At 70.0% G+C, this 21,891-nt stretch carries 18 protein-coding genes; 5 read left to right on the top strand and 13 right to left on the bottom strand.

Annotation, left to right across the window (positions count from 1 at the left end; translation table 11 throughout):
* Window positions 1-35 precede the first annotated feature (35 nt).
* Window positions 36-1,796 carry a fatty acyl-AMP ligase gene (locus tag OHA34_RS06955; protein ID WP_329521025.1) on the bottom strand — a complete coding sequence of 587 codons (1,761 nt, stop codon included), beginning with the start codon at window positions 1,794-1,796 and terminating at the stop codon, window positions 36-38.
* Window positions 1,797-2,216: 420 nt separating this feature from the next.
* Here OHA34_RS06955 and OHA34_RS06950 point away from each other — a divergent pair, with 420 nt between their 5' ends.
* Window positions 2,217-2,855, top strand: coding sequence for a hypothetical protein (locus OHA34_RS06950; RefSeq protein WP_329521024.1), 639 nt, complete (start codon window positions 2,217-2,219; stop codon window positions 2,853-2,855).
* 114 nt (window positions 2,856-2,969) lie between these two features.
* On the opposite strand, the gene OHA34_RS06945 is transcribed toward OHA34_RS06950, so the two are convergent.
* From OHA34_RS06945 to OHA34_RS06930, 4 genes are all read right to left on the bottom strand, one after another.
* The gene (locus OHA34_RS06945) at window positions 2,970-3,962 is read right to left on the bottom strand and encodes a Gfo/Idh/MocA family protein (protein ID WP_329521023.1); all 993 of its coding nucleotides are present in this window, start codon (window positions 3,960-3,962) and stop codon (window positions 2,970-2,972) included.
* Entirely contained in the window at window positions 3,962-5,296 is a 1,335-nt protein-coding gene (locus tag OHA34_RS06940; RefSeq protein WP_329521022.1) for an aspartate aminotransferase family protein, read from the bottom strand. The genes OHA34_RS06945 and OHA34_RS06940 overlap by 1 nt, the downstream gene beginning before the upstream one ends.
* Window positions 5,297-5,569: 273 nt before the next feature.
* Complete coding sequence (locus tag OHA34_RS06935) at window positions 5,570-6,415, bottom strand: inositol monophosphatase family protein (RefSeq protein WP_285940278.1); 846 nt, start codon at window positions 6,413-6,415, stop codon at window positions 5,570-5,572.
* 169 nt (window positions 6,416-6,584) lie between these two features.
* Window positions 6,585-7,481: a helix-turn-helix transcriptional regulator gene (locus OHA34_RS06930; protein WP_329521021.1), complete on the bottom strand. Its 897-nt coding sequence runs from the start codon at window positions 7,479-7,481 to the stop codon at window positions 6,585-6,587.
* A gap of 786 nt (window positions 7,482-8,267) precedes the next feature.
* On the opposite strand from OHA34_RS06930, the gene OHA34_RS06925 reads away from it, so the two are divergent.
* Both OHA34_RS06925 and OHA34_RS06920 read left to right on the top strand, forming a co-directional pair.
* Window positions 8,268-8,813: a helix-turn-helix transcriptional regulator gene (locus OHA34_RS06925; protein WP_329521020.1), complete on the top strand. Its 546-nt coding sequence runs from the start codon at window positions 8,268-8,270 to the stop codon at window positions 8,811-8,813.
* Between the two features lie 405 nt (window positions 8,814-9,218).
* Entirely contained in the window at window positions 9,219-9,977 is a 759-nt protein-coding gene (locus tag OHA34_RS06920) for an aspartate/glutamate racemase family protein (RefSeq protein WP_329521019.1), read from the top strand.
* Window positions 9,978-10,514: 537 nt separating this feature from the next.
* Here the strand turns inward: OHA34_RS06920 and OHA34_RS06915 are convergent.
* Window positions 10,515-11,147, bottom strand: coding sequence for a TetR/AcrR family transcriptional regulator (locus tag OHA34_RS06915; RefSeq protein ID WP_329521018.1), 633 nt, complete (start codon window positions 11,145-11,147; stop codon window positions 10,515-10,517).
* A gap of 283 nt (window positions 11,148-11,430) precedes the next feature.
* On the opposite strand from OHA34_RS06915, the gene OHA34_RS06910 reads away from it, so the two are divergent.
* Both OHA34_RS06910 and OHA34_RS06905 read left to right on the top strand, forming a co-directional pair.
* The gene (locus tag OHA34_RS06910; RefSeq protein ID WP_329521017.1) at window positions 11,431-12,828 is read left to right on the top strand and encodes an MFS transporter; all 1,398 of its coding nucleotides are present in this window, start codon (window positions 11,431-11,433) and stop codon (window positions 12,826-12,828) included.
* Window positions 12,825-14,042: an FAD-dependent monooxygenase gene (locus OHA34_RS06905; RefSeq protein WP_329521016.1), complete on the top strand. Its 1,218-nt coding sequence runs from the start codon at window positions 12,825-12,827 to the stop codon at window positions 14,040-14,042. Before OHA34_RS06910 ends, OHA34_RS06905 begins: the two co-directional genes overlap by 4 nt.
* 190 nt (window positions 14,043-14,232) lie before the next feature.
* On the opposite strand, the gene OHA34_RS06900 is transcribed toward OHA34_RS06905, so the two are convergent.
* From OHA34_RS06900 to OHA34_RS06870, 7 genes are all read right to left on the bottom strand, one after another.
* Window positions 14,233-14,652: a cell division protein SepF gene (locus OHA34_RS06900; RefSeq protein WP_329521015.1), complete on the bottom strand. Its 420-nt coding sequence runs from the start codon at window positions 14,650-14,652 to the stop codon at window positions 14,233-14,235.
* Window positions 14,653-15,947: 1,295 nt separating this feature from the next.
* Window positions 15,948-17,228, bottom strand: a complete 1,281-nt coding sequence (locus tag OHA34_RS06895; protein WP_329521014.1) for a cytochrome P450 family protein — start codon at window positions 17,226-17,228, stop codon at window positions 15,948-15,950.
* A 65-nt stretch (window positions 17,229-17,293) separates the two neighbouring features.
* The gene (locus tag OHA34_RS06890; RefSeq protein ID WP_285940269.1) at window positions 17,294-18,631 is read right to left on the bottom strand and encodes a cytochrome P450; all 1,338 of its coding nucleotides are present in this window, start codon (window positions 18,629-18,631) and stop codon (window positions 17,294-17,296) included.
* Window positions 18,628-19,296 (bottom strand): GTP-binding protein, encoded by a 669-nt coding sequence (locus OHA34_RS06885; protein WP_329521013.1) that lies wholly within the window; start codon window positions 19,294-19,296, stop codon window positions 18,628-18,630. The genes OHA34_RS06890 and OHA34_RS06885 overlap by 4 nt, the downstream gene beginning before the upstream one ends.
* Window positions 19,277-19,642: a DUF742 domain-containing protein gene (locus tag OHA34_RS06880; RefSeq protein WP_285940267.1), complete on the bottom strand. Its 366-nt coding sequence runs from the start codon at window positions 19,640-19,642 to the stop codon at window positions 19,277-19,279. Before OHA34_RS06880 ends, OHA34_RS06885 begins: the two co-directional genes overlap by 20 nt.
* Window positions 19,643-20,080 (bottom strand): roadblock/LC7 domain-containing protein, encoded by a 438-nt coding sequence (locus tag OHA34_RS06875; RefSeq protein WP_329521012.1) that lies wholly within the window; start codon window positions 20,078-20,080, stop codon window positions 19,643-19,645. It lies immediately after the preceding gene.
* Window positions 20,077-21,672, bottom strand: coding sequence for a sensor histidine kinase (locus OHA34_RS06870; RefSeq protein ID WP_329521011.1), 1,596 nt, complete (start codon window positions 21,670-21,672; stop codon window positions 20,077-20,079). The genes OHA34_RS06875 and OHA34_RS06870 overlap by 4 nt, the downstream gene beginning before the upstream one ends.
* Between the last annotated feature and the right edge of the window lie 219 nt (window positions 21,673-21,891).

The raw sequence follows: 21,891 nt of genomic DNA, 5'->3' as shown, positions 1-21,891 counted from the left end.
GGGCTCAACGGAGGCCGCGGGCCTGGCGGGGGGCGTCACGATGCCGTCCTCCCGGTCTTGACGGCGGGGAGGTTGGCGCGGACGGACGGGCTCAGTTCCGCGTGGACTGGGGTCAGATCCCCCCGCAGGAACTGCTCGCGAACGAGGCGGCGCTGGATCTTCCCGCTGGTGGTCCGCGCGACCCTGCCGGGGCGGACGAGGACGATGCCCTGGGCATTCACCCCGTACTCGCGGCTCAGGCGGTCGCGAACGGCCTCGGCGACGCGTGCCAGTTCGGCGGGATCCCGTTCGCGGCACTCTCGGACGATCACCACTTCCTCCTCCGGGACCGGGACGGAGAAGGCGGCGCCGACGCCACGTTCAAGGGCCGGGTGCGCGGTGCGGGTCACCGCCTCCAGGTCCTGCGGGTACAGGTTGCGGCCCCGGACGATGATGAGTTCCTTGATCCGGCCGGTGACGTAGAGTTCGCCCTCGTGCAGGATCCCGAGGTCGCCGGTGCGCAGGTATCCCGGGTCGCCGTCGGCGGTGGTGACATCGAAGACCAGCGCGGTCTCCTCGGGGCGCCTCCAGTAGCCCCGGGCGACGTTCGGGCCGCGCACCCAGATTTCCCCCACCCGCCCGTCCGGCAGCATCCGGCCGGAGTCGGGGTCGACGACGATGATGTCGAGCACCTCGGCGGGGCCACAGCTCACGAGCCGTCGCGCCGTCGAGCCGTCGGCGGGCGGCGCCAGCTCGCCGCGTTCGAGCGCGGCCGGGTCCACCGGGGTGATCACGGGGTGGCGGCCGGGCCGGTCGCCGGAGACCACCAGGGTCGTCTCGGCCATGCCGTAGCCGGGCAGCGGCGCCGTCGGGGACAGACCCGCCGCCGCGAACCGCCGGGCGAACCCCTCGAGGGTCGAGGCAAGGACCGGCTCCGCGCCGTTCACCGCCAGCCGCCAGCGGGACAGGTCGAGTTCGGCGATCTCCGCGTCGGTGGCCCGCCGGGCGGCCAGCTCGAACGCGAAGTTCGGGGCCGGCGAGAAGTCGATGCCGTGCCGGTCGATCAGTGTCAGCCAGGCGTTGGGTCGCTTGAGGAACGCCATCGGCGGCATCAGCACGCTGCGGCCGCCCAGGATCAGCGGAGTCAGCAGTAGCCCGATCAACCCGAAGTCGTGGTGCATAGGCAGCCAGCCGCCCGCGACGGTCGCGGAGTCGAGGTCGAGGACCAGTGCGAGCAGCCGGGCGTTGGCCAGCAGGTTGGCGTGGTCGACCATGACGCCCTTGGGGTCGCTGGTCGACCCGGAGGTGTACTGGAGGAAGACCAGCGCGTCGGGGTCGGCAGGCGGACGCCGCCAGGCGGCGGCCGGGGGCAGTTGCTCGGATGAGGGGTCCAGGAGGGCGAGCCCGGGGAGGTCCTGTTCCTTGGCCCAGGTCGTGAGCGCCTCCATGTCGGTGGTGTCGGCCAGGGCCGCGACGGCGTCCGCGTCCCGCGCGATGGCGGCGATCCGGTCCGCCTGGCGCCGGTGGCCGTCGGGCGGCGGCGCGGCGACCGGGACCATGCCTGCGTACACGCAGCCGAGGAAGCTCGACGCGAACCCGAGCCCCGTCGGTTGCAGCACCAGGACGCGGTCGCCGGGGGCGAACCGTGCCTGGAGCAACGCGGCCACCCGCCGGGCGGCCTGGTCGAGGCTCCGGTACGTCAGGATCTCGTCGCGTTCGGGGCGGAACGGATCCGCGCTGAAGACCAGGGCGGTCTGGTCACCGTGCTCCATCGCCCTCGCGCACATGAGTTCGACGAAGCTGCTGTGCTCGTTCATATGCTGCCGGCCTTCATCGGTCGAGACGTCGGGTAGTCAAGCCTCGCCTATCCAAGAAATTGGTCACAAGCCATAGAAGAGCGCGCGATAGATCTGCACGAACACCCGCCTGATCGGGTAGGCCCGAATTGCCCAACACGGCTATGAGCTGCGAAAACAAGGTGCAGGCGGGTCGCTGTTCGAATAGCGGACGGTCGTCGGCCGATTCAGGAGTTAGCGTGAACGGACCAAGTCCACCGAAATACGCGAGGAGCGGCGGAAGCCGTTCCGCGACGCCTGGAGGTAGCGGTGACATCCGTTCTCGTCGTGCACGGAACCGGTGGGCCACGCCGGGATCCGTGCTCGCTGCGGCTGGAGTGGGTCACCTCCCTGCAGGACGGTCTGGCTCTCGCCGGGGCCACACCGCCCGAGGCGCCGGACGTGGCGATCGTTGACGTCGACGGCCGCACCGAGCACTCCGGTGAGCCGCCCCTGACCGGGTGGGAGGCGGAGGTTCTCGAGCGGTGGTGGCGCGTCGCGCGTTTCGACGACGAGGCCGTCCGCCGAGAGTTCGCGGCCGACCGCCTGGTCGCGCTCAGCCGGTCCCGCTTCTTCACCGGTCTGCCGCCCGAGGACCTGATCCGGACGGTCCGCGCGATGATGTCCGGCCCAACCGCCGGCGACCACCGGGCGGTCCGCGAGGCGCTCGCCCCGGAGACCCGGGCCGTTGTCGGTTTCGGTCTTGGCGCCGTTGCGGCCGTGGACGTCCTCGCCCGGCGGCCGGCGGTTCCCCGCGAGGCGGTCACGCTGATCACCGTCGGCTCGCCGCTGGCCTGGCGGCACGGCCCGGCACGCCCCCGCGTGCGGGAGTGGATCAACCTCGCCGATGTCGGGGACGGCCTGGCGGGCGGCGAGGGGCTCGCGCCCTACCACGGCGAGGACGTCCACGACATGGTGATGGACTGCGACCCCCGACTGCGCGCCCCACGCCCCTACATCGCCAGCCCCGAGTTCGGCCGAGCCCTGCTGCGGGCCTTCGACACCGCCGGGTCAGGTCTGGGGCGTCGCGATGGGGCATGAGGGCCTCCTGGGCGTCGGCGTGGATCTCGCAATCCACACCGAACCCGGAGGCCCCCTCATTCCACGACCATCTGAACGTGTTCCCCGCGTTCACAACCTCTGTCGTCAGTACACCTAGCCGTCGATGGCGACCGCTGTGCCGTTCTGCGCGGCGGAGCGATAGGCCGCGTCGATGATCCGCGCGGTCGCCAGCGTCTCGTCCAGCGGCCGGGACCACTCGCGCGGGCGTTCGACCAGCCCGGCGAAGTCGGCGAACATGTCAGCGAACCATTCTTCGTGTGTACCGCTGCCGGTGGGGGAGGTGAGCTCCCGGACTTGACGGCCACGCGGTCCCTCGACGAGCGCGCGGCCGTCCCGGATAGAGACCGAACCAGTCGGGCCGTTCAGCTCGTACAGGTTGGAACGTTCGTCGCTGACCCAGCTCAGGACGATGCTGCAGGAGCCCTCCGGGAAACTCAACTGAAGCTTGGCCGCGTGGTCCAGACCTTCGTCGTTCAGGCTCGTCGTGCACGACACCTTGGTGGGAAGGGCGCCGAAAAGGCGGGTCGCCATGTAGACGCAGTGCGTGCCGTGATCCAGAAGGATGCCGCCGCACGCCACGGAGGGATCGCGACGCCAGTCCGGCATCCAGGACGGCACGCCGCGCGCGTGCGTGCGGCGTCGGATCTCGAACGACGCGGTCATCGGCCGGCCGACCGTGTCGTCCGCGATCGCCTCGGTGAACATCCGCATCATCGGCGAGAAGGTGTAGTTGTGCGCCGGGTAGAGCAGCCGCCCCGTCCGCCGTGAACAGGCGACCAGTTCGGCCGCCTTCGCTCCCTCGAACGCCACGGGCTTCTCGCAGATCACGTGGCACCCGGCGGTCAGCCCGGCGGTGACGAGTTCGGCGTGGTAGGCCGGGGGCGAGCAGATGTCGATCGCGTCCACCGGGGTCGCCGCCAGCATCGCGGGCAGATCCGCGTAGGCGGTGAGGCCGAGGAGGGCCGCACGTTCCCGCCGGTCCGGGGAGGGGTCGACGACGCAGGTGACGCGCGCGTTCTCGATCAGGGCGTAGGCGAACAGCCGCGCCTCGCCCGCGGTACCGAATCCGATGATCGCCAAATCCATCACGCGCCTCCGGCGGGCAGGTCGATCAGGGTGCGGCGGATCAGGTCGACCGCCTGGTGCGCCTGTTCGGTGTCGATGTTGAGGGGCGGGTAGAGCCGGAGGCTGTTGCCGCCGACCATGACCAGCACCCCGGCCTCCATGAGGGCCAGGAACGCCTTGCGGACGATGTCCTTACCGACCGGTTCGCGGGTCTGTTTGTCGGCGACCAACTCGATGCCGATCGCCAGGCCCAGGCCTCGCACGTCACCGACCAGCGGGGCCTCCTCGGCGAGGGGGGCCAGCGCGGCCAGCATCTCGGTGCCGAGCTTGGCCGCGTGCGCGGGCAGATCGCCCTCGACCAGGGCGTCGGTGACGACGGCCACCGCCCGGCAGGCCATCGGGAACGCCCCGAAGCTGGACGAGCTGGCGCTGGGGTCGGAGAACGGGGAGGCGGACATCGTCTCGGCCGACGCGATCACACCGGTGACCGGGTAGCCGCCGCCCATGCCCTTGCCGACCGTGACGATGTCCGGCTCGACGTCGTCCTGGGTGAAGGCGAACATGCTGCCGGTACGGCCGAAGCCCGTCATCATCTCGTCGACGATGAGCAGCGCGTCGAACTCCTCGGCGAGGCCTTTCAGCGCCGAGAGGTATCCCGGCGGCGGAACCACGTTGCCTGAACGGCCCTGCACCGGCTCCACGACGACCGCTGCGAGCGACCCGGTCGAGTTCTCTTTGATCACGCTGCGGGCATGGTCCACGCAGGCGAAGCCGCAGGACGCCGGCTTCAGCTTGAACGGGCACCGGTAGCAGTTGGCGTACGGGGCGCTGAAGTACCCGGGCGGCAGCGGGCCGAGCTTCGCGCGGGCTCCGGCCGTCAGGGCGAGGCTGCCCGCGGTCTTCCCGTGGAAGCCGCCCCAGAACGACAGGAACTCGTGCTTGCCGGTGACGGACTTGGCGAGCCGCAACGCCGCCTCGACCGCCTCGGTGCCGCCGCTGTAGAGCTGGATCCGGTCGAGGTCACCGGGAAGCACCCGGCGCAACGAGTTCGTCATGTCGCGACGGGCCCGTGACCCGAACGCCCCGGCCGGTGCCGTGGTGATCTCCGTGGTGAGCGCGTCCACCAGCCGGGGATTGGCGTGACCGATGGAGTTCACACCTCCCGCGCCCTGCAGGTCGAGGATCCGGTTGCCGTCCATGTCGGTCAGGACCGCGCCGGACGCCTCCTCCACGCACAGTTCGGACCACAGCATGACCGCCTGCAGGCCCGGCCCGAGGACCTCCTGTTCGGCCTGCCAATGCTCCGATGCTCGGTCACGCGGGTTCCGCCTCCCCGGTTCGGGGTTCTCGGACATGCTTTCGCCTCTCCTTCGTGGATGCTGCCGATCGGGCATGCGAGGAATCGTCCAGAATCTCTGTCATCTTCGTTCGCATGGCGGGGTCAGCGTCATGCCCTGGCGGCTTTCCTTTCTTCCGGACGAATGGTCATGCCCATGTGGCCGTTCACCCGGAATCACCCAAGGGGAGGCGATAGCCGTAGTCGGAATCGAGGCGCCGCGCGGGCTCCTTGTTGCCCAGCCCTTCGGCGGTCACTCGCTCTTCCGAGCTTTTGTGTCAATCTCCGGATTTCACCGGAGGGCAGGAAGGTTCTTCAGCGCATTCAGGGTGACGGTGCCCAGCTCGTCGAAACCCTGGCGCCAGGCGATGAATCCCCCGGGCCGCGTGGTGCGCGGTTCGTCGGGCACCGCCACGAAGGTGCCACCCGCGGCGGTGACCAGGGCGCCGCCCGCCGCGATGTCCCAGGCGAACACGTCGGCGTTGACGGCCAGATCCGCTCGGCCGGACGCGACATAGGCCAGCGCGAGCGCCGACGAGCCGATCCGGCGGACATCGGCCTTCGCGAGGAGGGCGGTGAACAGGCTCAGTTCCACCGGGTCGTTGGTCACCCCGGCATTGGGGATGTCGGTGAGCACCATGGGCACGGGCCGGGCGGGAGGTGCGGGCGCCGGCACGCCGTTGAGTCGTACCCCCCGGCCGTCGGTGGTGTAGAGCTCATCGTGGATGGGGTCGTACACGCAGCCGCCGACGGGCTCGCCCCGCACGGTCATGCCGATCGAGCAGCAGAACAGGGGAATGCCGCGCGAGAAGTTGTGGGTGCCGTCGATCGGGTCCACGTACCAGCGGATCTCCCCGGTGCCGCTGGCCCCCTCCTCCTCGCCGACGATCACTGACGCGGGAAAGGCGGCGGTCAGTTCCTGCCGGATGAGGGCCTCGGCGTGGCCGTCCGCAGCCGTCACGACGTCGTGCTCATGCACGCCCGTTTTCTGGCGCGCGGCGATTCCTCGATGGAACTGGTCGGCGAGATAGCGTCCGGCCCGGATGGCGGAACGCGCGGCGACCTCGACCAGTTCGACGTTGTCGATGCCCCCGGTCTCCTCGGTAGCGTCGCCACCACGAGTTCGAGAAGTCTCCACGACTTGTCACCGGCCTCTCGGTGTCTTTGAGGTGATTCAGATCTGATCGCGCTGGTCATGGCCTGACCGCGGACCGCGCGCCGTGATCGACAACAGGAGAGCTCCTGGTGGGCAAGGCTCGTGACGCCCGGCCACCAGGAGCTCCGATGCCGTTCTCCTGCGCTGCTGATCAGGCCATCTGGGATTCCCGGAGGTGATCGATGAGGCCGACCCTGATGGCGGTCACCACCGCCGCCGTGCGGTTCGGTGCGCCCAGCTTGAGCAGCACGCTGGTCACCAGGCGCTTCACGCCGTGGTCCGAGATCGCCAGCCGGCGGGCGATCTGCTTGTTGCTCAGCCCCTCGGCCAGCAGCGTCAGCGTCTCCTTCTCACGCGCGGTGAGCCTGACCAGACGCGGCAGCTCGGCGTGCACCGGGGAGTCGGCGCGGGCGAGCAGGTCCCTCGTCAGTCTGGCGGGCATGGGGATCTCTCCCTTGACCATGCGCGCGAGAGCGTCGCCCAAGGCGTCCACGGTGAGGTCCTGCTGGATGAGAAAGCCGTCCGCGGGCAGGGTGGCCGCCGAGGACCTGCCGACCTCGGTCTCGTCAAGTAACACGAGAGCCTTCGGGCAATGGCCGCCGGCCGGGTGCGGGATGTCGCGCAGCCAGGCCGCTCTGGCGCTGGTGGTGATGAGCACGTCCGCGCCCTCCGCGTGGAGTGGCGGACCAGCCTGCGACCCGCCATCGCAGCGGCGGACATCGCCGATCCCCGTGATCTGCCCGAGCGCGTCCCGCAGTCCCCGTGCGAGCACCTCGTTCCCGACGTCCAAGGCCACTTTCAGGTCCTCGATTCCCACCCGCCCTTCGATCCCCATCGGCCCTTCGATCCCCGTCGGCCCTGATGACGACATGCTCATCTTCGGTACCCCCGTTGACTTGCACTCTCTGACAGAGATCATCACATAGGCGAGAGAGCCCACCGGCAAGACGGATGTCGCTTTTTCGACATCGGTATTGTCGACGAGGTGATCTACCTCTGTAATTTCTGTTGGAAAGGTATGGATATCGCTGTGTTTGAATTGTTCCAACTTGGCCGATATTGGCCATTCTGGGCGTGCCCGCTTTTGCTCGACGTAAGATCACGATCATGGATGCCGCCCATCCGTGAGGGGAATCCAAGGCGCATGCTCACGGCAACGTCGCCGCAGAGGGCATGGGTGGACGTGCGCGCGCGGCTTTGGCCGGCACCTGTCACCACGGATCCCGGCAGCCTGCGCCATACGCCGGCCCCGGACCCGCAGCGTCCGCGAGCGCCTGCAGTGCGACCTTTGCGACGGCGTTGAAGGAGTTTCGCCGTCCTCCCCGGGATTCCACCCCCACAGTTGCAACGGCACGTGAGCACGACCCATGAACATCCTGGGCACCCGCAGCTGCCTCGGTGAGGCCCGTACGGGACCCGACCTGATCGACGGGTGACTCCGCGACACCGGGCAGTCGCCCGACCTCGGGGTGTCCCAGCGGATCTATGACATGGGCATGCCGGTCTGCTCGGGCCCATGCACAAGTGAGCTGATGGATCGCCGGTCAATTACCCTGCGACACCGGCATTGATCGCAGAGCGACTTATTCGCGCTGGGTCGTTGTGTCATTCTTGCTGATGACATTCCGGGGAGAGTGCCTCGCCCGGGATTCCGACCGGCGACGAACGCATCGATTAGCAATCGATAGCAATCGATAAAAATCTTTGCGAGACTCGCCATATGGATCATTGTGAGACTCACCATATGGCTCACCCCAGAGGCGTCGTCGAGCTGCCCTCGCCTGACCGGCCAGGTGCCGATGAGCCTTGTGCGCCCGACCACCGCCTTCTGGCCGTGGCCGTCGCCGCCATCGCGCGCGAAGAGCTTCTCATCCTGCTTCCGCCGGGCATCGGCGACTGGGCTGGGACGGGAGCGGCGATCAGGCCAGGCGCACGGCGCGGGTTGCGGATGGTCGTCAGTAGCATCGAGCAGGCACGCACCGCAACGAGCACCCTTCCTCCAGCCTGTAGCGGAGAAGTCCGCATCCACCCTGAACTCAGAACTTATCTGCTGCTGGCCGACCGGGAGATGGCCGTTCTCATCGGCGAGCGGAATTCTTTTCAGGTATTGGAAGCGCGTCCGCAGGTAAGAAGGCTCGTGGCCATGTTCGAGCGATACTGGGGGCATGGTCGGTCAGTGGACGGCGCCTCCGACGCTGTCAACGTTCTGCAGAAGGAGATCCTCGGCAGGCTGGCCGCGGGCTTGACCGACCAGGCCGTCGCCAAGGAGCTGGGGATTTCGCCGCGCACGGTCCAGCGTCACGTGAAGAAGGCCATGGAGGAGCTCGGCGCCCGGAGCCGCTTCGAACTGGGGGTGCGGCTCGCTTTGGCGAACCGGTGAAGCGTGTGGGCATCTCGTCCCACCGCTGCTCACCGCTCACCAGGACGCGACGCCCTGCCATCCTGGTGCCGTTCGGGTGGCGTCCGTCCGCTCGCGATGACCTACGGCCCCTTGCAGGGCTCGCCCCCGGAGAAGAGACCGAGCGCTACCTCCCGATCGGCCGGCGGTGGGTCCGACCGGTGTGCGGCAGCCGAGTCGACGCCGTCGCCGAGCCCGCGGGCCTGCTCGAAGATCTGGTCCGATTCCATCCCTACGGGGTGTGTGAACTGACCGGCCTTCCTTGCTTCGGGTCATCCGCACAGACATGCCCGCATTTGCCCGCCTGTGCGGCTAGCGTGGTCTGTCTCATGATCTGGTCCGGGCCCCATTGGGCCGTTAAAGAATGCGGCAGCGAAAGGCGGCGCGATGACGCGGCGGATTCTGCATGTTCTGCCCGTGGCGGTTCCGGCGGAAGGACTGGCGGCGTTCGCCGACCAGCTCCCGGAGGAGGTCATCGACCCGGGGGTGGAGGTGGAGTTCGCCGCTCCGACCCAAGGAGCGGCGAACATGATCGACAGCGCCTATGAGCGCACGATCTGCGACGTTGCGGTGCTGGCGGTCGGTGCCCGCGCCGCCGACCGCGGCTTCGCGGCCGTGGTGGTCAATTCGATGTCCGACAGCGGCCTGTCCGCGCTGCGCTCGCGCTTGACCATCCCTGTCGTCGGGGCCTGCCAGGCGTCCATGGCGGTCGCGGGCCTGCTCGGTCACCGGATCGGGGTCGTGACCATGTGGCCGCAGTGGCATGCCCTGTACCCGGCCGGGGCCGCCGCCAGCGGTCTCGCTGACCGGCTGGTGAGCATCCGCGATATCGGAACCCGCCCCGACGCCGAAGCGCTGCTGACCGGCCGCGAAGACACTCTCTTCCCGCAACTGCTCGCCGCGTGCCGCGCCGCGATCGACCAGGACGGCGCTCAGGTCCTGATCCTTGGTTCCACCACCATGCACGAGTCGCACCGCTACCTCAGTGCTCGACTGGAGGTACCGCTCATCAACCCGGGCGTCGTCGCGCACCAGACCGCACAGCAACTCCTGCGCGCGGGCCTCACCCACTCGCGGCCTGCCTACCCGTCACCCGCACGTCCCGCCGACGACCTCCTGGACGCGTTCATCAAGCGGATCGAGTGATTCTCAGCCCCGAACTGGCCGGTTCGTACACTAATGCCTTATGTGTACGAGGATGGTGCTCCGAGCCGCTGCGCCTCGGGCACTGGGACGAAGTGGTTGCGGCGAAACCATCCGATCTGCCTCTCCGCCCCGCCCTTCTGACTGGGGGAGCCCTTTTCCGCCCCGTCCTCCCGCCGAAGCGAGAGGACGGGGCGTCCGTGCCGGACGGGCTTCCCCACCCGCCGAGCCGAGCGCGAGCAACACGGGTACGCGGCGGTCACCGGTGTCACCGAGACCACTACGGCCATCGCGCTGGTGTTCTCGTCCAGGACGATCCCCGGCGGTGGTGGCCGGCCACGTCAGTGCACTGCCGACGGTGAGCGAGACGTAGGTCCGGATCAGGCTCGTCACGTGTCCTTCACCCGGACCTCCGGGTGGGAGCGGGCCGGGAGCAGTCCCTGCGCGGGCTCGACGTGCTCGCCGGTGCTGCCCTGCGCACTCGCGAAGGGGGAGGAAGCGTGGGCTGACGGCGCACTGTTCTTTCGTGCTGCCCCAGCCCTACGTGGTTCGGTAGGCCCGGAGAAAGGTCCGCACTCCCTCGACGACGAGTGGCCGGACGCGGGTGTCCTCCGCGGCATTCGCGGAACCGAGCCTGTCCAGCGCGACGCCGAAGGTCAGCGCGAGGAACTGGTCGGCCGCGAGTCGGGCGTCGGGGACCTCGAGTAGCCCGGCCGCGGCGAAGGCGGCGAATCGCTCGGCGAGTGCCTCGTCGGGGGTGTCGGCCATGGAGTTGTAGCCCCGGTGCGGCAGGTGGCCGGATTCCGCCTGGACCAGTCGTTGCAGCGTTGCGTACTCCGCCGAGCCGAGCATGTCGGTCGCGATGCGCATCGAGAACGTGACCAGGGCGTCCTCGAGGTCGGCGTCCTCGGTGAGGTCGGTGAGGGTGTCGTCGAGGGTGTGCCGGATCGTGGTGATCAGTGACTGGCCGACGGCGTCGACGACTGCCTGCAGCAGTGTCTGCTTGTCGCCGAAGTAGTCGTAGACCGTCCGCTTGGACACCTCGGCCCGGGCGGCGACCGCGTCGACGCTGGACCGGTCGAAGCCGTCGGCAAGGAACAGCTCCCGGGCCGCCGAGAGGATGGCGGCCCGCTTCCGCGTGGACCCCTGACGCAGTGTCTTCGTGGTCGGCATGGGCACATCCTAGCCTTCCTACACTGCACGGTGTAGTGTAATATCGTCCTCGGCGCGTGCCGCACTCGTTCACACGTTCCGCCCGGCCGAGCCGTGCATGCGCCACCTCGGGCCCCGCTTCCGCGGGTTCACCCCGCCGGACGACCTCGGACCTGTCCACAAAACACCCTGCACACTGCGCCCCACGTGAATGGCCGCTATGTCCACGCCGGGCCCGGCAAGGCGGCAGCGCTACGCGTACGGCCGACCCCTTGCTCGCCCGGCAATGACGGAAAGGACGTCCATGACCGCAACTCTGGCTCCCCCGGTCCACATCGGGAAGCCCGCTGTCGGGGCCCTCGGCATGCTGGCAGTCGCCACCGGCGCCTTGGAGTCGGTGGTGACGCCGACGCTCCCGCTCCTGCAACGCGAGCTGGATATGAGTCCGGCCGAAGGGGCGCTACTCAGCATCATGCTCCTCATCACCGGCGCGCTCGTCACACCGGTCGCAGGCAAGTTCGGCGACCGCTACGGCGGAAAAAGAGTCCTGATCCGGCTGATGGCGGTGGTCTCGGCCGGCGGCCTGGTGTCCGCGCTGGCGCCGAACCTGCCCGTGCTGCTGCTCGGCCAGGTACTGCAGGGGGCGATGGTGGGCGCGCTGCCCCTGTCGTTCATCCTGGTTCGCGAACACCTCCCCGCGGGAGAGGCGAAGGTGGCCATCGGGGTGGTCAGCGGGTTGTTCGTGGGAGGCGGGATGGCGGGAACGCTGTCGGCCGGGCCCGTGGCGGAAGGGCTGTCCCGGCACTGGATGTTCGCGCTGCCGACGATCGCGGTCATTGGGGCCACCATGCTCGTGAACAGGCTGATGCCGCATGATCCGCCGGGTCGGTCCGACGACGCCGCGGTCGACTGGCCCGGCCTGGTTCTTCTGAGCGGGACGCTGGTCACGCTCATGCTCGTGCTCGCGCTGGCGCCCGACATCGGCTCGCAGCCACTCGTGCTCGGCGCCCTCATCGTGGTTCTGGCCGCCTTCGTGACCGGATGGATGGCCGTCGAGCGCCGTGCGGCCTCGCCAATGGTCGATCTGCGCATGCTGGCACGGCCTGCGGTGTGGAAGTCGTGTGTGCTGACGTTCGTGATCTGCGTCGGTACCTCGGTGGCGGTCTATCTCGTCCCGCAGCTGTTCGCGGTGTCCGCCGGCGAGTACGGCTTCGGGGCCAGCGCCACCGAGATCGGCTTCTTCCTGCTGCCCGGCGCCGTGGCCGCGTCGCTGGCCGGGCCGATCAGCGGGATCGGGGCGCGGCGTTTCGGCTCGCGTGCCGTGGTCACCGCCGGGATCGTCATCATGGCCGCCGCCCTGATCACCCTGGCGGCCGTGCACACCGAGGTCTGGCACCTCGTCATCGGCAAGATGATGATCGCGCTTGCCAACGGCCTGTGCGTTACGGCGATGGTGACCAGCACCGCCACATCCGTCGATCACAGTGACACCGGCATCGCCACCAGCCTGGTCCTGGTGACCCGCGTGATCGGCTTCGCCGTGGGTGTGCAGGTCAGTGGTGCGATCCTCACCGCCGGAACCCCTTCCGGGTCGGATGTCCCGGCCGAATCGGCCTTCGTCACCGGCTTCGTCATAGCCGGCGCCGTTACGGCGCTGTCCCTGCTTGTCGCCCGCACCATGAGCAAAGGAGTCCAGGAATGACCCGCACTGATCTGAGGGGTATCGGTACCACGCCGAGGCGCAAGGTCCTGATATCCGGGGCCAGCGTCGCGGGGCCCGCCCTCGCGTTCTGGCTGAACCGCTACGGATTCGCGGTCACGGTGGTCGAGAAGGCGGCCGCCCTGCGTGGCGGTGGTTACCCCATCGACGTGCGCGGCACCGCACTCGAGGTCGTCCGGAGGATGGGAATCCTGCCGCGACTGCAGGACGCGCACATCGACCTGCGCCGGCTGACCTTCCTCGACGGGGACGGCAGCGAGGTGGCCTCGGTCGACCCGCACACCGTCACCGGCGGTGTCGCGGGACGGGACCTGGAGGTGCGGCGCGGAGATCTGACCGGCGCTCTCTACACGGCCGTCCGTGACGACGTGGAGTTCTTGTTCAACGACTCCATCGACAGCCTCGACCAGTCAGGCCACGGGGTCGACGTCACCTTCCGCGGGGGCGGCAGGCGTACGTTCGACATGGTGTTCGGTGCGGACGGTCTGCACTCATGTACCCGCGAGTTCCTGTTCGGCCCCGAAGAGCAGTTCCACCGGTACCTCGGCTACTGCTTCGCCGGGTTCACCATGCGCAACACCTTCGGGCTCTTCCGCGAGACCACGATGTGGAACACCCCGGGCAGGGCCGCGGCACTCTACGCCGTGGGGGACAACGACGACGTGCACGCCTTCCTGAACTTCGCCTGCCCGGAACCGCCGTTCGACGCGTTCCGGAACCCGGAAGCCCAACGGGACCTGGTCGCCGCGGTCTTCGCCGACGCGGGATGGGAGGTCCCGGGCATGCTTGCCGCCATGCGCGACGCGGATGACCTGTTCTTCGACGGTGTCAGCCAGATCCGCATGCCCCGCTGGTCCAGCGGCAGGGTCGCGCTGGTGGGCGACGCCGCGTACGCGCCCTCGTTCCTTACCGGACAGGGCTCCAGCCTCGCGCTCGTCGGCGCGTACATGCTCGCCGGTTCCCTGGCCGACCGGGACCACGCCGCGGGCTTCGCCGACTACGAACACAACACCCGTGCGTTCGTGACCGTGAACCAGGATCAGGTCGGCGAGGGCGATGCCACACTCTTCCCGACCACCGCTCGAGCGCTGGAGCAGCGCAACGACATGCTGCGCGATCTCAGCGCCATGCCCTCCGCGGAGGGACGGCCGGCCCATTCGGCCCTCACCCTGCCCGAATTCATGCCCATGACGTGATTGAGGGGCCCTGTGTTTCCGGACAGCGTCCTGATGGGTGACCTACGCGGTCTGCTGCCGACTCAGGTACTCGGTGTGGACCTCCAGAGGGCTCCGGTAGCACCGGATCAGGACATGCCAAGGGCCCCGGAGTCCATCTGTCCATTCCGGGCGGTGGACGGCTGGGCGGGTGTGGCCCGGCCCCGGACCGTCACTCCTGGTTGAAGAATCCTTCGTCGGAGATGCTGCTCTGCGCCGTCAGGATGGTCGTGTCGTCGGGCAGTATCAGAAAGACGCGGCGCGACAGGCGTTCGATGTCGCCGCGTCGGCCCAGAATGAGTCCGGATGCGAAATCCACGATCCGCCGCGCCGCGGCATCGTCCATGTCGTCCAGATTGAAGATGACGGGAATGTTCTGCCGGTAGTACTTGCCGATGGTCGCGGCGTCCCGGAAGTTCCGGGGGCGAACCATGGCGATCTGGAATCCTTCGCCCATGGCGACCTGACCGTTGGGATTGTCCACGTCGTTAGGCCCCACGTCCACATCATCGGGGATGTGCTGCTCGCTGATCGGTGTCTCATCCTCATGTTCGACGAGGCCGAGCCAGGTGGCCGCCTTGCGGATTGCCATGCAGACCTCCGTCGAGGGGGGTGAGCCCTGTGTCGACCGCCGCGGGACACGGAAGGCCGAGACGGTGACGAAACGATGGTATGAGATTGTTGGACAATGCTAGGACTCGATTGATCATCTCCGACCTCCGACACGCCGGGCTCGGGACGGAACCTGGCCACCTCCCGCCATGACGCGGCCTCGGGTGGCCGGCCTTCGCTCCGCCGGTGCCCAGCTCAAGGGCTGGTGGGGGCGTGCCGGCGCCCGGTCTGGCGCGCGTTCTGGGGCCTCGTTCGGCCAGGACGGGGGCGTCCAGAATTCCGGCCGACGGTGGCCGTCCTGCCTTTCGATATTCTCGCGCGCTGTGCGGCACTCGGTTCATCGCCATTCAAACTCCTTGTTGAAGTCGCACTTTCTGGCGAGCATTTCTGAAATTCCTGCGCTTCTTGCGGTCTTCGGTGTCATGGCCGGACGTTTCCGTGCACGAGTCCGGAGACCGGCGTGAGAGGGGACCGGAGGACCGGATTTGATCATTCCAAACCTGGTTGACCCACGGTCGTACGCGGCCCACGACATGACGGCCGTCTGGGAGTGGAGCCGTCGGCCTGATCACGACGGTTACCGACGACATCACGCCGACGCAGCGGCCCGGGGCGTGCGTGAGATCGCAGTTCTGCCCGATCGGCCAGACCGTCCCTGAGGTTCCCCCCGTCTACGGGGGCAAGGCCGAGATCGTGCTCGGCCGCGAGGCGCGCCCCGGCGAGCGGTTCCGGGTGCTTGACCCGATCAACGCGCCCGGCGAGCCGCCGCACTGCGTGAAGTACGCGGGGAGGACCGCCGACCAGGTTCGAACCCCCATCCACGTTCCGCGGCTTCCCGGTCGCGGGACGGCGGGGCCGTGCCAGAACTCGGAGAACCCGCATGAAACACCGCGTCCTTCTCCCCGGTCAACCGCTGTCCCTAGCGGCTGCGGCGGCTCGTCCGGCAAGGACGACGGGATCGCCAGCGTGGGCGGGCCGAGCGCGTCGGAGCCCCCGGGCGGCCGGCGGCACCGGCGGCACGGCGCCCGGCTCAGACGGGTGCGTGCCTGCGGGAACACGGCGTGAACATGCCCGACCCCGGCGCGTCCGAGCTGCTCTACGCGGGGCGTCCGCGTCCCGAACGCCGCGAACGCGCCGCCGAGTCCCTCCGCCGGGTGGGGCTGGCGCACTGGCTCACCCACTACCCGCACCAGTTCGCCGGCGGGGAACGGCAGACGGGTGAAGCCGCGTCGGCCTCAGCGACGCGCCCAGGGCGGGGGTCGGACTACCGGAGCATCACGTGGGCTCTCCCAGGTGCGTCGGCAGTACGGCGGCGGAGTTGGTGAAGATGCTGGCCATGGGCGGCAGCTGATCGGCGGGGACGGCGAGTCGGAGGTTGGGGTGCCGGTCGAACAGCAGCGGCACGGCGGTGAGGGTTTCCAGGTGGGCCAGGGCCGAGCCGGGGCAGGTGTGCGGGCCGCCGCCGAACGCCAGGTCGCCTTGCTGGAGACGGGCTGGGTCGAACAGGTGGGCGTCGTCGCCATGGTGGATGGGGTCGCGGCCGACGGCGGTGTAGGGCGCCAGGATCGCCTCACCGGCGCCGATGATGACATTGGTGCCGGGGATCGGCAGGTCGGCCGAGGGGTAGCGGCCGATGAAGTTGCCGATCGGCGGGTCCCACCGCAGGATCTCCGCGATCACCGTTGGCCAGGTCAGGGAGCCGTGCTGGACCTGGTGGAGTTGGTCGGGGTGGGCGAGCAGGGCGCGGATGGTGTTGGTGGTCAGCGAGATGGTGGTCTCGTGCCCGGCGGTCGCCATCACCCACAGCGTGCCGGCGAGTTCGCTGTCGGTCATCACGGTGCGGCCCTGCTCGCGGTCGGTGATGAGGGCGCTGGTGAGGTCGTCGCCGCGGTCGCGGGTGCGCAGCTCGATGAGCTCGTTCAGGAAGCCGGGGATCGCCTCCTGCGCCCGAGTCACCTGGTCGCCGGTGGTATCGGTGCGGAAGATCGTGTCGACCAGGTGCCGCATCCGGGGTCGGTCGGCGGCGGGGACGCCCAGCAGTTCGCAGATCACCCGCAGCGGCAGTTGCGAGGTGTAGTGGGCCCGTAGATCCACTACACCGCGGGAGTCGGTGTGCCGGGGCAGTTCGTCGAGCAGGGCGGTGGCGATGCCGGTGATGCGGGGCGCCAGGAGTTCGGTGCGGCGGCGGGTCATGTGGGAGGCGATCGGGCGGCGCAGCCGCTGGTGGTCCTCACCGTCGGCGGTGACCAGGTTGTCGACCATGACCATCCCGATGATCGGGTTGTCCGGAGCCAGCCGGCCTTCTCGGACCGCCGACCAGTTCCGGTAGTTCTTGCTGACCGGCGCGTCGGTGACCAGCCAGCGCACCAGTTCGTGGGTGGTGAGCGCCCAGGCCGGCAGGTCTCCGGGCAGCAGCACGCGGACCACGCCGCCGGTGGCTCGGCCGGCGTCGCGCAGCGCGGCGGCCTCACCGTGGTGGTCTTTCCCGAGCGGGTTCAGGCGGATCAGGGGGATGTCGTCGTGGGGGCCGGGCTGTGCGGTGGGGGCGGTGGTCATGGCGGTCTCCGTTGCGCGGTGGGGGAGGCGGGCATGGGACGGCGGGCGGTTCTGGGACGGGCGGTTCAGAGGCGGGCGTGACGTCCGGGCGGTGCGGGGGCGACCGGAGTGGGAGCGGCGGTGAAGGTCACGGGGAGCCGGGTGGGGATGGCGGTCCAGGGGCTTGGCAGCGCGGTGATGGCGCCAGGGGGGCAGGCCAGTTCCATGTCGGGGAGCAGGTGCTGGGCGGTGGCGATGGCGGTGCGGGCGATGGTGCGGGCCGGGTCGCGGGCCGGGCAGGCGTGCGGTCCGGCCGACCAGGCCAAGTTCGCCCGATTGTCGTTGGTCCACCACAGGTCGTCGTGGACGCGGGGATCGCGGGCGGCGCCGCCCAGGCCCAGGATCAGTGCGTCTCCCCGGGCGATGACGCGGCCGCTCAGCTTGGTGTCGGCCAGGGCGTACCGGGCGGGCATGTTGATCATCGGTGGGAGCACGGCCAGGACCTCGTCCAGGGCGTTGTCGATCGGGAGCTGCCCGCCCCTGACCTGGCCGGCGAACCGCGGGTCGCTCAGCAGCATCCGCAGCGTCTGGGAGATCCAGGAGATGGAGGTGTGCTTGCCCGCCGACACCAGCACCACGATCGTCTGCACGACCTCGCTGTCGGTGTGAAGGTCGGGGTGGTCGATCAGGAAACTGGTCAGGTCGTCGCGGCGGTGGGTGAGGCGTGAGCCGAACAGCGCGCCCAGGACGGCCTCGAACCGGGCGTTGCCCTCCTGGGCGCGCGGGCCGGAGCTGAACAGCAGGTGCATGGCGGCCAGCAGCTCGCGGGCTTGCTCGGGGTCCAGGCCGATGAGCTCGCCGATGGACAGCGCCGGGATCGCCGCGGCGTAGTCGGCGACCAGGTCGGCGTGCCCCTGGACGGCGAAACCTGCGATCAGGTCGGTGCACAGCCGCTCGACGGTGTGCCGGAGCCGCCGGTGGTCGATGCTCGCGATCGCGTCCTGAAGGGGGCGGCGCAGCCGCCGGTGCTCGCCGCCGTCGAACCCGATGACGTTGTCGCGGGGGAACATCATCGGGCCCAGCGGTGAGTCCGCGGGGACGCTGCCGTCCTGGTAGGCGCGCCAGTTGCGGGCGTCGCGGGAGAACCGCTCCTCGTCTTTGGTGATGGTCAGCAGCTCGCGGTAGCCCATCACCAGCCACGCCGGCACGCCCGGCTCCAGCTCGACCGGGGCCAGGGGGCCGTGCTCGCGCCACAGCCCGGGCAGCACCGTGGTGGGGTCGGCGGTGACGGCCGCCAGCGGCACCGCCCGCCCGCGTCCCGCCGCGGCCGGTCCCGCCTGCGCGGTGGGGGACGTGCCGGGCGTGGTGGCCGCCGATCCGGCCGGGCGTGCTGGGCGGCCCGGCGGGGGCGTCGGCGCGTTCATGGCAGCTGGGACCTTCCGGGAGCGGTGAGCGAGGTAGGAGAGGTGGCGCGCGCGAGCGCGTGGCGGATCAGGACTTTCAGGGCGTTGATCGTCGAGGCGCGGTCGCGGGCATCGCAGTAGACCAGCGGGGTCTCCGGCAGCAGGTCGAGGGCTGCCCGCAACGCCTCCGGCGGGTGATCGGGGCTGTCGGGGAACTGGTTGACCGCGACCGCGAACGGCTCCAGGCCGTGCTCTTCGAGCTGGCCCAGGACTTCGAAACTGTCGGTCAGCCGGCGGGCGTCGACCAGCACCAGGACCCCGGCCACGCCCTGGGCCAGGCCCGCCCACATGTCCCAGAACCGGCGCTGGCCGGGGGTGCCGAACAGATACAGCACCAGCTGGTCGTTCAGGGTGATGCGGCCGAAGTCCAACGCGACCGTGGTGGTGGTCTTGTGGTCCAGGCCGGCCAGATCGTCGACGCCGGTGCTGGCCTCGGACATGGTCTCTTCGGTGTGGAGGGCGCGGATCTCGCTGACCGCGCCCACCAGGGTGGTCTTGCCGGTGCCGAAAGCGCCCACCACCAAGATCTTCGCGATCCGGTCGACGGTCGCCGACAGATACTCCACCCGGCCCGGGCCCGTTCCGGCCGGGTCGGGGTCGCCGGGGTCAGACTCGTTCAAGGCCATCGAGAACTTCCTGGAGCAGGGTGGGATTGATCTCAGCGAACTGACTGGCGGCATGCTGATGCAAGTGGTCGGAGGTGATGAGGTCCTCGGCCAGCACCATCACCACGCTGACGGGCAGGCCCAGGTACGCGGCCGATTCGGCGATCGTCAAGATCCCGCCGCGGTGCAGCCGGAGCAGCGCGCGCGTCTGCGGCGCCGCGTCGGCGCGCAGCGGCGGCCCGTCGGGCGTCGCCCGCAGCAGCGTGTCGACCGTCAGCCCATGCCGGGTGGCGGCACGGCCGCCGGTGAGCACATACGGCCGCACCGGGCTGGCGCCCGACCCGTGCCGCTCACCGGCCGTCGTCATCTAACCCCGCCCGCCGCTGCGGGATCCCGCTCCGGAGCTGAAACGCGTCCCGGCGGCGGTGGCGCGTTCGGGGGTGGCCAGCTTTCCCGGGCTGAGGCTGGCGACCATCGCCTGCATCTCCTGACCGACGACCGCCAGGTTGCTGTCGGCGGCTGCGAGCACGGTCAAGCACGTCCCCTCGGCGACACCCCGCACCAACAGCACACCCCCCTCGAACACGGAGTTCACCTGGTGGACCGCCTTGCCGCCAGCGCCGTGCTCACCGGCCACGCTGCGGGCGATCGACAGCATGCTGGTGCACGCCGCCGCCAGCCGCTCCGCCTCGTCGCGTTCCAGCGAGTTCGTCCAGGCCGAGATGAGCCCGTCGGTCGAGCTCAGCACGGCATGAGTGATGCCGGCCACCTTCTCCAGAGGTTCCAGGACCCAGTGGGTGGTCATGCCTCTCCAAACTCCGATGAACGGTCGAGGGGATCACCGGACGGATCGCCGCTCGGAGGGGTGTCGGATCGTGGCCGGGCGCCGGGACCGGCCGGCGGCACCCCGGGAATCTGGCCCATCAGCGCGGCCAGTTTGGCACCGGCCTCCTGCGGGGTCTCGTCCGACGCCTGCACTCCGGGCAGCGCGGGCCTCGCACCGGCGCCGGACGCCGGATGGGCCGCGGCGCCGCGGCGGGAGACCCGCTGCGGAAGCCCGCCGGTGTCACCTGCGCCGCCGGCGGGCCGCGCTGCGGGTGCAGGACCCGCCGCCGGGACGCTCAGGGAGGTGTTCTGCGGGGTGCTTGCGGATCCGGCCGGGTGACTGCCGGTGGTGTGGGTGGGCCCGTCCTGGGGTGCTGCCACCAGCATCCGGTCCGGCATCCACACCACGGCGCGCAGACCGCCGTAGGGGGAGTCCTCCAGTGTGATCTGAAGGCCGAGCCGGGCGGCGAATCGGCCGACCACCGGCAGCCCCAGCTGCGGGACCTCTCCCAGCTCGGCCAGGTCCGGTACCGACTCGCCGGCCACCATGGCGCGGGCCCGCGACCTGCGGGGCTCCTCCAGCCCGGCTCCGTGGTCGTCGATGCGGATGCTGGCGCCGTTGGCCGCGGCCACCACCCGCACCTCCACCGGCGTCTGGCTCGGGGACATCCCGGCCGCGTTGGCCAGCAGCTCGGCCACCGCATGCACGACGCCCTCCAGCGCCGACGCCGACACCGCGATGTCAGGATCGCCCTCCAGGCTGACCCGCCGGTAGTCGCCGATGCGGCCGGCCGCAGCCTGCACCACGGCCGCCAGCCGCACCGGCTGCGGCCACTGCTGGCCCTCCCACGATCCGCACAGCACCGGCACCCGCTGAGCCATCCGCGCCCCCTGCGCGGCCAGATGATCGAGATTCTGGGCCGCGACGCTGACCTCGGGCTGGCCGCGGTGGTCCTCGGCCAGCCTCTCGGCCGCGCTTTGCACCTGGTGCATCGCCGCCTGCAACCGCCGCGCCGTCGTCACCAGAACCTGCGCCTGGGACTCCTCCCGCCCGGCCCACTCCCGCCGTGCGGCCGTCGCCCGCTGCACCGCGTCCCCGCACGCCTTGATCAGGTCGGGCCCCAACGCGTGCTCGGCCTGCGCGGGAAGGGCCGGGATCGCCCGTCCCTCCAGCGCCGCGGGCATCTGCACCTCGGCCAGGTGCTTCAGCACAGACACCGTCAGCTCGAGCTGCTGCCGCTGGCCGGCGTCGTGGCCCTGCCACGTGTGGTGGTGTTCTTCGGCCCGCTGGGTGACCGCGGCCAGCTCCTGCCGGACCTGGCCAAGGTGCCGGCCTGCCGCCTCCTGGTCAGCTGCATAGCGGCGCGTCAACTCCCACATCGCCGTGGCCGCCGACACCGCGAGTGCGACGGTCACCAGCCACGCCGCCCACCACACCGGTCCGCCGCGCATCGCCAGCGGCGCTGCCAGCACCAGCAGCACCAGCACGCACGCCGCCGCGCGGACCGCGGCCTGCAGGCTCGTGGTGGCGAGGGTTTTGGCCAACGGGGACGCCGATGAGGAAGGGCTCATGCGATCCCGCCCGACCTCGCCGCCTCACACCTCGACCGGAGCCAGGCCCGCCGGCATGAACTCCGGTCCCCCAAGGGGTGGTGCGGCTGTGACGCCTCAGCGCTGGGCGGAGCGGGCGGATCGGTCCGGTTCACCGGGGTGACTCCTCATTGGTGGCGGTGGTGCGGGAGGTGTTCATGGTCAGTCTGCCGCTGGGGCCGTGGCGGCGCAGGGGTTACG

The sequence above is a fragment of the Spirillospora sp. NBC_01491 genome, from assembly GCF_036227065.1.
Classification (GTDB): Bacteria; Actinomycetota; Actinomycetes; order Streptosporangiales; family Streptosporangiaceae; genus Spirillospora; species Spirillospora xylanilytica.
The sequence above is the reverse complement of the archived record's forward strand: the minus strand, read 5'-3'. Positions and strand labels throughout refer to the sequence as shown.